The following is a 13,896-nucleotide window of genomic DNA, read 5'->3' as shown; positions in this document are numbered from 1 at the left end:
TGTTTCACTGGCCGGTGTTTCGTATCGGTCATTCTCATGTTTGTGTGTTACCCGTTTGGGCAACTCATTTAGTCTATAATGCTTTTTTCATCATCGCAACTCTTCAGAGCATGACGATGGCCACAAGCTCTTTTCTTTATTTCGAAGCCTTAGCTTCAAACCCGAAAACCAGTTCTATTGACTATCCCTGGGAGTCTTTATCGACTCAACTTGTGGTGCACTATTCGATTATTTATCGCTCCCGGCCGGTTCCCCGCGCCTCAGCGACTCGTTATACTTTACGCAGGTTTTTTCAGGCCCGCAACCCCAGTTGGGCCAATTCCACCGCAAAAACCCCCTCAAACCTGCCTACATGAAAGTGTTTCCCCTAGTAAACAACCAGGTTAAATCTTTCAAAAATATTTTGGAAAAATTTTTAACCCCAGAAGACAGTAGCCCAGTGCGCTCTCCCTAGGCCCTCCCTGATTCCCAGCTCTGACAAGTAGAAACAATAAATGCCCGCCCCGCCCTCCCCCACCTCAGGGGAAAAGCTGGGGCGGGCGTCCGCACCATTTCTACTGACTCAATCATCAGTAGAACAGGCAAAAAGCCTCACAAAGCCATAAGCTTTACCGGGCTACCTCAACAACAGCCATATTCTTCTTACCGCGACGAACCACCGCATACTTGCCCAAGAGCAAATCAGACTCAACCAAAGCAGCGTCCTCACCCTGAACCTTGACGTTATTGATAGCAGCCCCGCCCTCCTTAAGAGTGCGACGAGCCTCAGACTTAGAAGCAGACAAACCAGTCTCAGTCAGCACAGTCACCATATCCAACTGATCAGCAAACAACACCGCATGAGGCAACTCAGCAGTAGCAGCCTTCAAAGTAGCCTCATCCAAAGAAGCAAAATCGCCCTTACCAAAAAGAGCCTCAGAAGCAGCAATAACCTTCTCGGTAGCCTCAACACCATGAACCAAAGAAGTAACCTCAAAGGCCAGAGTCTTCTGAGCCAAACGCTTGAAAGGCTCCTGCTCAACAGACTTCTGCAAAGCAGCAATCTCATCACGAGTCTTAAAAGTAAAAATCTTCAGACGATCAGCCACGTCCGCATCAGCAGTATTCAACCAGAACTGGTAGAAGGCATAGGGTGAGCACATCTCAGGGTCAAGCCAAATAGCATTACCCTCAGACTTACCAAACTTAGTGCCATCAGAGTTAGTAATGAGCGGGGTCCCCAGAGCATGAACACTCTTACCGGTCACCTTACGCACCAGCTCAGTGCCACTGGTCAAGTTACCCCACTGATCAGAACCACCACACTGCAAGGTCACACCGTGACGGCGGTTAAGTTCCAGGAAGTCGTTGCCCTGCAGAATCTGGTAAGAGAACTCGGTGTAAGAAATACCCTCATCAGAGTTCAGACGCTTCGCCACGATTTCCTTCTTAATCATGGTGCCCACACGGAAATTCTTACCAATCTCACGCAGGAAATCGATAGCAGACAGTTCACTCGTCCAGTCCAGGTTATTAACCATCTGCGCGCCATTCTCACCCTCAAAAGACAAGAAACGCTCAATCTGGCCACGCAAACGAGCCACCCAGCCCTCAACTACATCGCGGGAGTTGAGCACACGCTCAGAAGTCTGGCGGGGATCACCAATCAGACCGGTAGCACCACCCACCAAACCAAAGGGGCGGTGACCAGCAAGCTGCAAACGGCGCATCAACAGCAACTGAACCAGGTGCCCCAAGTGCAAGGAAGCAGCAGTGGGATCATAACCGATATAGAAGTTCACAGTCTCTTCAGCCAGCGCCTTCTCAAGGGCTTCTTCATCGGTACTGACGTGCACAAAACCACGCCACTTCAATTCCTGCCAGATATTCTCAAAGGAATCGTCGTTGTGCTGAGCTGCAAGAGTCTCTTCAGACACGGTTACTCCTGACTAGTTTCTTATAAAAAATCGGTACATCTACCATGCACCACCGTACCAGACTGCTACTAAGCAGATACCTCAATACCGGCCGGCAACTCACTGGAAGCCAAGAGATACAAACGCTGGGTGGGGCGGGTCATAGAAACATACAAATCACCCACCGAACCATTGGCCGCGCGCACCAAATCATTAGGCTCAACGATAATCACAGTATCGAATTCAAGGCCCTTAGCCTCCCACGGAGTCAGAATCAGCACCTGGTGCTCCAGGGCAGAAGCCGAAGTACCCAGCTTGCCCCGATGCTGAGCAGCAATCGCTAGGGCAGTCTCGCGGTAGCGTTCCTCACTAACAATCACACCAATGAGGCCACCGGCGCCCTGTTCCAGCTCCTCACTGACCGTAGCCACCACAGCCGGGTAGAGCCCGTCCTGCCCCACAATACGAGCAGACGGCGCCCAATTGCCCTCGCGCACAGCACGCGGGGCAGAAATATCCAGGCCAGCAGCACGAGCAACCGCCACCGCCGCATCCGAAATCTGGGCAGGAGTACGATAATTGACCGTCAGCTCATCTAAGGTAAAACGCTCCCCCACAAAAGGTTCAAGCGCCTGCGCCCACGACTGTGAAGCCGCTGCAGAAGAAGCCTGCGCAATATCGCCAACAATCGTAAAAGACTTCATAGGGCACCGACGCATGAGCAGACGCCACTGCATAGGTGACAGCTCCTGAGCCTCATCAACCACCACATGCCCATAAGCCCAGGTGCGGTCAATCTGCGCAGCACGGGCAGCGGTCATACGCTCGCCGCGCTCCTCATTCAGCTCAGCAATCTGCTCGGCGGTTACTACACCGTCCACACCCATATCAGCCAACTGCTGATCCACATTCTCAAGGGCCTTACGAGCATTCTCAAGATTCGCCTGGTGGGCAGCCTCAGCACGGGCAACAGCCCCAGCACCAGCAACCTTAGAAAAATCACCCAACAATTCAGCAGCCTCATCCAGCAAAGGCACATCAGACTCAGTAAAGGGCAGATCAGCGGCGCGCGCCAAAGCATCACGTTCAGCATCCGTCAGGACGCCCACAGTCGCACTACGCAGATACTCCGGCTTAGAAAAAAGCGAGCGCACTAGAGTCTCAGGGGACAGAGGCATCCAGGCAAGATTAACAGCCCGGCGGACATCCATGGAGGCTCGTACGTCATCTTCCAGGTAGGGGCGGTCAACCGCGTGACCGGCAGCAGCATCCAGCTTCTCGTTAAGCTGGTGCGTCAGCTCCTTCAGCAACACCTTCACAAAAGTTTCGCGGGCCTCGTTATGGGGCTTGCCGGTAGAGCGCGCAGTGCCACGAGCGTGCTTAACCATGCCAGGAGTCAGCTCAATAGCGGTGGAATCCACATACATTTTTACGGGCTGAGCCGGCACCTTCTGACGGTCAGCCACAGCCTTCTTAATAACCTCAGCCATACGCAGATCGCCCTTAATCTTGGCGACAGCCGGGTCAGCCTCGGGCACAGCCTTAATACCGGGGTACAAGGTAGCCAGAGAAGACATAACCACACCAGTCTCACCCAAAGAAGGAAGCACCCGCTCGATGTACCACATGAAAGAGGCAGAAGGGCCAACTACCAGGACACCCGCATTGTTCAGACGCTCGCGGAAGGTATAGAGCAGATAAGCTGCACGGTGCAAAGCCACAGCAGTCTTACCGGTACCAGGGCCGCCCTGCACCACGCGCACCCCTGCCAGATCAGCGCGGATGATGGCGTCCTGCTCTGCCTGAATTGTCGCCACAATATCACCCATACGGCCGGTGCGCTTACGGTTAAGAGCCGCCAGCAGGGCCCCCTCACCGTGCAGGTTCTCCTCGCCCTCATCAAGCAAGGTTGAATCAAGAACGTCATCCTCAAAACCGGTGACCTCGCGGCGCTCTAGCATCAGATGACGGCGGCGGCGCACACCCTGCCGGTTGAACGCAGTAGCCTGATAAAAGGTGCCAGCCTCAGGGGCACGCCAGTCAATGAGTAGACGCTCGTGCTCTTCAGTAGCAAGACCGATACGGCCAATATAGCGGATCGCCTCATCATCAAGGTCAAGGCGGCCAAAAGCTAGACGGTGGTCAACCGCATTGTACTGGGCCAGGCGGTCTTCATAATGCTGGGCGTAAGCATCACGCTCTGAACGGTTCTGGTGACTACCGACAGCCTGATTCTTGCGGGTGCTCTTGAGCTTCTTCTCATTAATCTCTCGCAGCTCATCAAGGCGGGCATAGAGCCTACCCACATAGGCTCGTTCACCCACCAGCTGAGCCTCGTAGGCTTTTTCAGCGGCAGTCTGCTCACCGGTTGCGGTTGTGTTCTCAGTCAAGAGGGAACCCTTCATCGCGGAAAATTCAAGCCCTCCATTCTACCTGCACAGCCTGACAAAAAGAAAGGACGCCCGCCCTCTCCCCTATCGAGGGAGGGCGGCCGTCCGCTCAGAAATGCTGCTAGGGCTGGGTCACTCCATCAGGTGAAATGGTGAAACCTGCGCCATCAGTGCCAATGCACGTGATGGAATCGGCAGAAACAGCTTGGCAGGAGACTCCGTTGAAGTTAATAACGGTGCCAACATCAAGCGCGGTGCTTTGAGACGTTGTCTCGCATACTACGCTGAGCCCTCCCATAGTGATGCCACAGCCGAAGGAGCCCGATGTACTGGCTGGCTCGGTAGCTACAGCTGTTGCAGAAGATTAGACACCGATGCGGTTACTGAGTTAGTCACCTCAGTAGTTGGTGATTCGCTAGATTCGGCCTGACCGCCGTCAGAACCACAGGCAGCCAAACCGAACAGCGCAACGGTAGTGCAGGAAACAAAAAGCTTACTACGCATAAAAACAGGGGTGCTATGAGCGGGCCAGCCTCTACTCAGCCACCAGAGACAAAGCCTCCAAGCGGTGACCGGCCAGCAGCCCGCGTCCGCCCAGGCCATCTAACTCCAACAGCACACCGATACCAGCAACCTGCAAGTTAGCCATCTCCATCAGGCGGGTAGCAGCCTCAAGAGTGCCACCAGTAGCCAACAAGTCATCAACAATCAACACCCGCGAACCGGCCGGGATATCGTCCTTATGAATCTCAATCGCAGCCTGACCATACTCCAAAGAGTATTCCTTCATATAGGTATCGCGCGGCAACTTACCTGCCTTACGCACGGTCATGACGCCAGTACCAGCAATATAAGCGATAGCTGAAGCCATCAAAAAGCCGCGCGCCTCAACACCAGCGACAATATCGAACTGCCCCTCAAAACGCTGAGCCAGCTCCTCCATAGAAGCACGAAAAACCTGCGCGTTCGCGAACAAGGTCGTAACATCGTAGAAGAGAATACCCTCCTTAGGGAAGTCCTGAATCTGCGCGCAAGCAGCAGGAATCTGCTGCGCAAGAGGCAAAGAAGAATCAAGGGACTTAACCATGTCTCGACCCTAGCTGATGACCTGGGGGCGGGCAGCAAAAGCACGAGCAGGCTCAAGCTCACTCTTAAGCGCAGCCAACTGGGCGGCAACAGCAGACGGTGCAGTACCGCCCTGGGCGCTGCGAGAATTCAAAGAACCCTCAACAGTCAGCACATCACGCACACCCGCATGCAAAGCCGGTGAAATAGCCAGGTAATCCTCATCCGATAGATCCCACAGCTCACAGTCCTTCTCTTCGCAGACGCGCACAGCCTCACCAGCCAGCTCATGAGCCACACGGAAAGGCACACCCTCGCGCACCAGCCACTCGGCAACGTCCGTGGCCAAAGCAAAGCCCTGAGGAGCAAGCTCAGCCAAACGGTCAGTGTTAAAAGTCAAGGTAGCAATCATGCCCGAAACAGCAGGCAGCAGAACCTCCAACTGGTCAATAGCATCAAAGACCGGCTCCTTATCTTCCTGCAAATCACGGTTATAAGCCAAGGGCAAAGCCTTAAGAGTAGCCAGCAGACCGGTAAGATCACCAATCAGGCGGCCAGCCTTACCACGAGCCAGCTCAGCAATATCAGGGTTCTTCTTCTGCGGCATAATCGACGAGCCAGTAGAGAAAGAATCATGCAAGGTCACAAAAGAGAATTCCTTAGTAGCCCAGAGAATAATCTCCTCAGAGATACGAGAAAGATCCACCGAAATCATGGCCGCAATCCAGGCGAACTCAGCGTAGACGTCACGAGAAGCAGTGCCATCAATCGAATTGTGGGTTGCAGAGTTGAAACCCAAATCAGCGGCAACAGCCTCAGGGTCTAGCCCCAAGGAAGAACCAGCAAGCGCACCAGAACCGTAAGGAGAAACAGCGGCGCGCTTATCCCAATCCAGCAGGCGGTCAAGGTCACGAGAAAGAGCCCACGCATGAGCCAGAAGCTGATGGGAAAGCAAAACAGGTTGAGCATGCTGCAAATGAGTACGGCCAGGCATAGGCGCGTAAGGGTGAGCCTCAGATTGGGCAATCAAAGCATCAATAGTGCTCATCACACCAGCAGCAATAATAGAAGCATGGTCACGCAGATACATGCGACCCAAAGTAGCAATCTGGTCATTACGGGAACGGCCCGCACGCAACTTACCACCCAAATCGGCACCAGCACGCTCAATCAGCCCCTTCTCCAGGGAACCGTGCACATCCTCATCCGACTCAGCCGGGGTGTAAGCACCAGAACGCACATCAGCTTCAAGCTGGTCTAGGGCAGCAATCATACCGGTCAGCTCATCCTCAGTGAGCAGACCAGCCTTCGCCAGCACCCGCGCATGAGCGCGAGAACCAGCAATATCATAAGGAGCCAGACGCCAGTCGAACTGGGTTGACTTCGACAGGGCAGCGAGCGCCTCAGAAGGGCCGCCTGCGAAGCGTCCGCCCCATAGAGCGCCGTCATTGGTACCGTGCTTTTCAGCTGACATGTTTTTACCTTTGCGGAGTTGAGAAAATCGTGGGGAATATACGGCAAAAGCCGCCCGCCGGCGTCCTTACCCTAGAGGTGGGCGAGGACGCGCGGGGTGGGGCGGCTGAAGCAAGGCTGGGTTTAGAGGCCCAGGCGCTGGTCGCGGGCTGAAGCGACCTTGGATGAGAGGCCGAAGAGCTCGATGAAGCCGCGGGCCATGGACTGGTCGAAGGAGTCACCTTCATCGTAGGTGGCCAGGTTGAAGTCGTAGAGGGAAGTCTCTGATTTGCGGCCGGTGACTACGGCGCGGCCACCGTGCAGGTCCATGCGGATATCGCCGTTGACCATCTTCTGGGTGTCGTTGATGAAGGCGTCCAAGGACTTCTTCAGCGGTGAGAACCACTGGCCGTCGTAGACCAGTTCGGTCCAGCGCTGGCCAACAATCTTCTTGAAGCGGGCCTGCTCACGCTCGATGGTGACGTTTTCAAGTTCCTTGTGAGCAGCCATCAGGGCCATAGCACCGGGAGCCTCGTAGATTTCGCGGGACTTAATACCGACCAGGCGGTCTTCAACGATGTCGATGCGGCCGATGCCCTGGGCGCCTGCGCGACGGTTCATGATTTCGATAGCTTCAAGGGGGGTAACAGCCTGGCCGTCAATAGCAACAGGGATACCTTCCTTGAAGGAGATGACCACGGTGTCGGGGGTGGGTGCGAAGGTGGGGTCGTCGGTGTAGTCGTAGACGTCCTTGGTGGGGCCGTTCCAGATGTCTTCGAGGAAGCCGGTTTCAACCGCGCGGCCCCAGACGTTCTGGTCAATAGAGAAGGGGTTCTTCTTGGTGGTGACGATCGGCAGGTTGTTCTTCTCTGCGTAGTCGATAGCCTTCTCGCGGGTCAGAGCTAGGTCGCGCACAGGTGCGATGCACTTGAGGTCAGGGCCCAGGGTCTGGATGCCAACTTCGAAACGGACCTGGTCGTTGCCCTTACCTGTGCAGCCGTGGGCAACGGTAGTAGCACCGAACTGCTTGGCGGCAGCTACCAGGTGCTTGGTGATGACGGGGCGGGAGACAGCCGATACCAGGGGGTAGGAGTCCATGTAGAGGGCGTTGGCCTTGAGAGCGGGCATGCAGTAGTCGTTGGCGAATTCATCGCGGGCATCTGCAACGTAGGCTTCAACGGCACCGCAGTCTAGGGCGCGCTGGCGGATGGTTTCCAGGTCTTCGCCGCCCTGCCCTACGTCAACGGCAACGGCGATAACTTCTGCGCCGGTTGCTTCGCCGATCCAGCCGATGGCGACGGAGGTGTCGAGACCGCCTGAGTAGGCTAGGACGATACGCTCTTTCATGGTGCTCCTTGATATGTGGCGTTCAGGGGCGGGGTGTTCCCGCAGGTTCTATAAATAATTATGCACACTCAGACATAATTATACAAAATGTATCGGTTAGTGATACCCGCTTACTATCATCGCGCGCTCACACACAACCAGCAAGAGAAACACCCACCCCAACATGAAAAAACCTTAATGAGAGACTCACAGAACTTTTAAAGACAGCTGACACACTAGAAACATGCTCAAGAAATACATGTTCGGAACTCTGCTCCTAGCAGCTGTCGGGACGGTAGCTGCCCTCGCCCTTCTCATCAGCTTCCAAGGCCAACTAGGGGAAGAAACAGCCCCCATCGTCCTAGACCGCACCAGCTCCCCAAGCTCATCTGCCACCCCCTCTGCTACACCATCAGCACAGAACCAGGATCCAGCCTCACAGCCAGCAACAGCACCCGTCACTGAGCACATTGCCCCCACCTAAGAAGCCGCCCCCGAAGAGGCAGCAGGTACAACCCAGCTCATAGACCAGGTACCCACCATGGTCGAAGCCCCCGCACCCCCGGTAGTTGAACACGCGCCCGCCCCCGCCATCATCGAACAGCCCCCAGCACCGGCCCCCGCACCGGCAGATGATGACGATGACATAGACGATGACTACGAACTCGATGACGATGGCGACGATGACTAACCCCCTCCGCAAGCTCCACCCCAAACACCGCAGAGCACATCCCTCTGGCACCCAAGGCCAGCGCACAGGCTCAGTCCGGCTTCGCATCGTTGCCTGGATGGTCCTAGTGACAGCCTTCATCATCACCGGGCTCATCTTTACAGTGCGAGAAATCCTCATCAGCGAAGTAGGATCCAACGCCGCAGCAAGTGCAGAAAGCGAAATCTCAGAGTTCCGCAACTTCGCTGAAATCGGAGTAGACCCCACCACCGCAGCACCCTTCGAAGACCTCAACCAGCTACTCACAGCCTTCGTCTCCCGCCAATACACCGGCCACAGCGAACAACTCATCGGAATCACACCCCAACAAGTGATCTTCATCGACGAACAAGAACAGTTCTCCGACAACAGCGGCTACCGCCTCCACCACGACAGGGACCTACTAACTACCATCACCAGCAACAATAGAACCTCCGGGATCGCCCAAACCCCAGCTGGCCCCGTCCACTGGGGCACAGTCGAAATCAACCTCAACACCGACACCGGCGCACACACCGGCCACCTTATCGTAGTCGAATACATCCAACCCGAACTCGACGAAGTCCAACACACCATCATCACCATGATCTGGGTAGGCCTCGGTGGGCTAGCAGCCACCATACTCATCGCCTGGCTCGTTGCAGGACGCATCACCAAACCCATCCGCAGCCTGCGCACAGTCGCCCAAGAAATCAACGACAAAAACTTCTCAGGCCGAGTCGCCGTCAAAGGCGACGACGATGTAGCAGCCATGGGCCACACCTTCAACCAGATGCTCGACCGACTAGAGGAATCAGCCATGATCGAACGCCAATTTATGGACGACGTCAGCCACGAACTGCGCACCCCCATCACCATCGTCCGCGGCCACCTTGAGCTCATGGACCGCACCGAAGAACAAGACCAAACCCTCCAACTAGTAGACGACGAACTAGAACGCATGGGACGCATCGTCGCCGACCTACTCACCCTCGCCAAATCAGAACGCCCCAACTTCGTCTCACCCCACCCCGTTGACGTCGCAGACCTCATGATTACCCTCGACTCAAAAGTTCAGGCCTTTACCGACCACCGCTGGATGATCTCAGACATCGCAGAAGGCGAAGTAAACCTCGACGAACAGCGCATCACCCAAGCCCTCGTACAACTCTGCGCCAACGCCGCCCAATACTCCCCCGAAGGAACCACCATCTCCATCGGCTCAGCCTTCGAAGACACCGGCAAAAAACGAGAACTCAAACTCTGGGTACGCGACCAAGGCCCCGGCGTCAGCGAAGAAGACGCCGCCACCCTCTTCGAACGCTTCAAACGCAACAACGCCAAAAACCCCGCCACCGCCAAGAAACACTCCGTAGGCGCCGGACTAGGGCTAGCCATCGTCCGCTCCATCGCAGAAGCCCACGGCGGCTCAGTCTGGATAGCCCAACCAGATAACAAGATCGGAGCCATCTTCGGCATCAGCCTCCCAGCAGAGCCCGCTACCGAAAGCGGCAAGGACGACACCGACCCCCTAGCAGAGAACATCTCCAGCGTACGCTACCCCAGCTGGACTAAATAAAAAGCCTCCACACCAACCGCACCACCAGAAAGAAACACCGCCATGAGCCATATCCTGATCGTTGAAGATGACCCACGCATCTCATCCTTCATTGTCAAAGGCCTCAAATCAGCCGGCTACACCTCAACCCTGATCGACGAAGGCCGCTCCGCCTACGCCCTCGCCAAAGTCAGCGACTTCGACCTAATCATCCTCGATGTAGGGCTGCCCGGCATGGACGGGTTCACCATCATGAAATCCCTACGAGCTGAAGGGATCACCACACCCATCATCATGCTCACCGCCCGCGACTCCGTCTCAGACACCCTCGAAGGACTCGAAAACGGCGCCAACGACTACATGACCAAGCCCTTCCAATTCGCAGAGCTCCTAGCCCGCATCCGCCTACGCCTACTCGACACCAGCCGAGAAGAAACCAACGCATCCACACTCACCCACCGCGACCTCATCCTCAACGTACTCACCCGCCAAGTCACCATCACAGGGGCCAGCACCGAACTCACCAGCCGCGAATTCTCCCTACTAGAAACCTTCATGCGCCACAAAAACCAGGTGCTCTCCCGGGAGCAACTCCTAGGGCAAGTATGGGGCATGGACTTTGACCCCAACTCCAACATCGTCGACGTCTACATCCGCGCCCTCCGCAAAAAAAATTGGCGAAGACTACATCGTGACCGTTCGAGGGGCAGGCTACCGATTCGTATGAAACTTCTCTACACATCCACCACCGCACCTAACCCTCAACCAGCTACCGATACCGCGCCACTAACAATCATCAAACCCAGCTTCATCACCGGTAAACTCCTGGCATCCTTCTTCATTGCCGTACTGCTCATCACCGCCACCGCACTGACCGGGCTCACCTCATCACAACTCACCCTAGAAGGTGCCCTCACCCTAGCCATCTTCACCCTCGCCATCTGGGCCTGGGTCTTTAGCCCCCTCTCAGACACCTATATCTCCCTCGCAGCAGCAGTCGCCCTGGTCCTAACAGGCATCATCAGCACCGACCAGTTCACCGCTTCATTAGGAACTAGCGCAGTCTGGCTACTGGTAGCAGCCGTAGTGATGGCTCAAGCTCTTACCGCCTCAGGCCTCACCCGCCGCCTCACCGCCAGGCTCGTATCCCTAGCCCGAACACCGCGCCAACTAGCCCACCTCTACAACCTAGCCCTCTTCCTCACCGTCTACCTGGTGCCCTCCCCCTCCGGGCGGGCAGCCCTCGCCCTGCCCATCTACCTGGCCGTGGCCGACGCCATGCCCGACCGCCCCAAACTCGTCAAGGCCCTAGGCATCTTAGCTCCCTCCACCATCCTGGTCTCAGCCGTTGCCAGCTTTATCGGCGCAGGTGCCCACCTCGTCACCGCAGAAATCCTGGTAGCCTACGGGCTAGAAACCATCGGCTTTCTACAGTGGATGATACTAGGCTCAGGCCTAGGCCTGCTCGCCTCACTCCTAGTCACTGAGCTAGTCTTCCTGCTCTTCCCCACCAAAGATGATGCCCCCACCAAGCTCCAAATCGATATAACAGACTTCGAAACCGACGATGCAACCCCGGTACAAGGCGCACTTACCCCAGCGGAAAAAAACATGGCGCTAGTGCTCTTTCTTGCCATCTTGCTCTGGTGCACCGAAACCATCCACGGGGTAGACCCAGTGATTGTTGCCATCCTCGGTGCCCTAGCTGCCAGCGCCCCCCACTTCGGATCAGTCAAACTAGCAGCAGCCCTCAAAAAAGCCCCCTGGCCCATGCTCATTTTTATGGCCACCACCCTGGCAATCGGTACCGCCCTCTCAGAATCAGGGGCAGCAACCTGGCTCGCAGAATCAATCTTCGCCCCAGTTGCCGGGCTAGGACGCAGCGGAGCAGCAGCCTTCGTCCTTCTCGTTATTGCCCTCTCCACGGTGGCCCACCTGGTCATCCAGTCCCGCTCTGCCCGCTCAGCTGTGCTAGTGCCCCTCATCATCACTGCCGCCATCCCCCTGGGCGTCAACCCGGTCGCAGCAGCCTTCATCTCAACCGCAGCCGCAGGCTTCTGCCACACCCTGACCTCCAGCGCCAAACCAGTTGCCCTTTTCGCCTCCATCGACGGGCACCCCACCTATACCCCAGCAGACCTCCTCAAACTTTCGGCCTGGCTGGCGCCGCTTCATGCAGCACTCATTGCCGGATTTGCCTTCTATATCTGGCCAGCCCTTGGCCTACCCCTCTACCTCTAAACAACACCACATAAGGAGAAAGACCATGACTACCTCTATCCCTCAGCGCATCCTCATTGCCCCCTCTGGGTTCAAGGGTTCCCTTGAAGCAGACGTTGTAGCCGATGCTATCGCCTCCGGTATCCGCCGCGTCATCCCCGGCGTCAACACCGTCACCATGCCCATTCCCGACGGCGGAGAAGGCACCGCCAAAATGCTGGCAAAATCAACCGGCGGCACACTGATCCACACCAAAGTCACCGGCCCAGTGAATCAAGAAGTTCGCTCCCACTACGCCTTACTCGGCGGGGCACAGGAAGGCGTTGCTGTCGTCGAAATGGCAGCAGCAGCCGGCCTGTCCCTGGTACCCAAGGATTTACGCAACCCCGCTGAAACCACCACCTACGGGGTAGGCCAACTCATCGCAGCAGCACTGGATCAGGAGGACGTACACACCGTACTAGTAGGTTGCGGGGACTCAGGCACCTCCGATGGTGGTGCAGGTGCCCTCTCAGCCTTAGGCGCTCGCATCCTCAACGAGGCCGGGGAAGAGATACCCCTAGGCGGGGCCCACCTGGCTGAAGCAGCATCCATCGACTACTCCGGCCTGCACCCCCGCCTTTCTCAGGTGAGGATTGTTCTTGCACTGAACCAACACAATATTCTTACCGGCCCTCAGGGAGTTGCCCGCGTCTTTGGCCCGCAGAAGGGGGCCACCCCAGAGCAGGTCGAACAGCTCGATCAGGCCCTCACCCACTGGGCAGATCTGCTGGAAGAAACCTACCAGAACATGACCGACGGCAAACTCTATGTGGACTTCCGCACCGGGGCAGGTACCGGCGCCTCCGGCGGCCTGGGCGCTGGTTTAGCTTTCATCGGTGCAGAGCTCACCCCGCGCTTTGAGGCCCTGATCGATTCTGGTTTAGCAGGTATCAACCTGGACGAAGAAATCCGCCGGGCAGATCTGGTGGTCACCGCAGAAGGCGCCATCGACTTTCAAACCCCCAAGGGCAAGGTACCAGCAGAAATCGCCTCCCGCGCCCAGGTATCAGGCGCCCCGGTACTCGCCTTAGCTGGTTCCATTGGCAAAAAGGCCTACCGTGTGCACGATGCCGGTATCGACGCTTTTGCCTCGATTATTCCCCTGCCCATGGACCTTGAAGATGCCCTCGTCAATGGTGAAGAGCTCCTAACAGACTCAGCAGAGCGTACCTTCCGCATGATTCTGCTCGGTGCCTCGCTCTCAGCCTCCATGCAATCCCGCCGGGCACAACTAGCCCCGTAGGCTCACCAAAACTAGTA

At 56.5% G+C, this 13,896-nt stretch carries 11 protein-coding genes; 6 read left to right on the top strand and 5 right to left on the bottom strand.

The genetic code is table 11. The annotated features are described in order from the left end of the window. The coding region (locus ACEE09_RS02905; protein ID WP_449081904.1) for a hypothetical protein at positions 1-356 on the top strand (356 nt) is incomplete at its 5' end. A gap of 252 nt (positions 357-608) precedes the next feature. Here the strand turns inward: ACEE09_RS02905 and tyrS are convergent. The 5 genes from tyrS to ACEE09_RS02880 form a co-directional block, all read right to left on the bottom strand. Then, complete coding sequence (gene tyrS / locus ACEE09_RS02900) at positions 609-1,916, bottom strand: tyrosine--tRNA ligase (RefSeq protein WP_449081902.1); 1,308 nt, start codon at positions 1,914-1,916, stop codon at positions 609-611. A gap of 68 nt (positions 1,917-1,984) precedes the next feature. Continuing rightward, entirely contained in the window at positions 1,985-4,300 is a 2,316-nt protein-coding gene (locus tag ACEE09_RS02895; protein ID WP_449081900.1) for a HelD family protein, read from the bottom strand. Between the two features lie 520 nt (positions 4,301-4,820). Further along, positions 4,821-5,372, bottom strand: coding sequence for an adenine phosphoribosyltransferase (locus ACEE09_RS02890; protein ID WP_449081898.1), 552 nt, complete (start codon positions 5,370-5,372; stop codon positions 4,821-4,823). Positions 5,373-5,381: 9 nt separating this feature from the next. Continuing rightward, a complete protein-coding gene (argH, locus tag ACEE09_RS02885; protein WP_449081896.1) occupies positions 5,382-6,824 on the bottom strand; it encodes an argininosuccinate lyase in 1,443 nt (480 codons plus the stop codon). 122 nt (positions 6,825-6,946) lie between these two features. After that, positions 6,947-8,149, bottom strand: coding sequence for an argininosuccinate synthase (locus tag ACEE09_RS02880; protein ID WP_449081895.1), 1,203 nt, complete (start codon positions 8,147-8,149; stop codon positions 6,947-6,949). A 223-nt stretch (positions 8,150-8,372) separates the two neighbouring features. Here ACEE09_RS02880 and ACEE09_RS02875 point away from each other — a divergent pair, with 223 nt between their 5' ends. From ACEE09_RS02875 to ACEE09_RS02855, 5 genes are read left to right on the top strand one after another with little or no spacing between them, the layout of a single operon-like run. Further along, on the top strand, positions 8,373-8,612 hold the full coding sequence (locus tag ACEE09_RS02875; RefSeq protein ID WP_449081893.1) for a hypothetical protein: 240 nt from the start codon (positions 8,373-8,375) through the stop codon (positions 8,610-8,612). A 57-nt stretch (positions 8,613-8,669) separates the two neighbouring features. Further along, positions 8,670-8,819 (top strand): hypothetical protein, encoded by a 150-nt coding sequence (locus ACEE09_RS02870; protein WP_449081892.1) that lies wholly within the window; start codon positions 8,670-8,672, stop codon positions 8,817-8,819. Continuing rightward, positions 8,812-10,395 carry a sensor histidine kinase gene (locus ACEE09_RS02865; RefSeq protein WP_449081890.1) on the top strand — a complete coding sequence of 528 codons (1,584 nt, stop codon included), beginning with the start codon at positions 8,812-8,814 and terminating at the stop codon, positions 10,393-10,395. The genes ACEE09_RS02870 and ACEE09_RS02865 overlap by 8 nt, the downstream gene beginning before the upstream one ends. A gap of 42 nt (positions 10,396-10,437) precedes the next feature. Next, positions 10,438-12,615: an SLC13 family permease gene (locus tag ACEE09_RS02860; protein WP_449081888.1), complete on the top strand. Its 2,178-nt coding sequence runs from the start codon at positions 10,438-10,440 to the stop codon at positions 12,613-12,615. Between the two features lie 25 nt (positions 12,616-12,640). Next, on the top strand, positions 12,641-13,879 hold the full coding sequence (locus tag ACEE09_RS02855) for a glycerate kinase family protein (RefSeq protein ID WP_449081887.1): 1,239 nt from the start codon (positions 12,641-12,643) through the stop codon (positions 13,877-13,879). Positions 13,880-13,896: the final 17 nt, after the last annotated feature.

This window comes from Rothia sp. 88186D007BW, from assembly GCF_053544215.1.
This window is presented reverse-complemented; position numbering and strand designations above follow the sequence as displayed.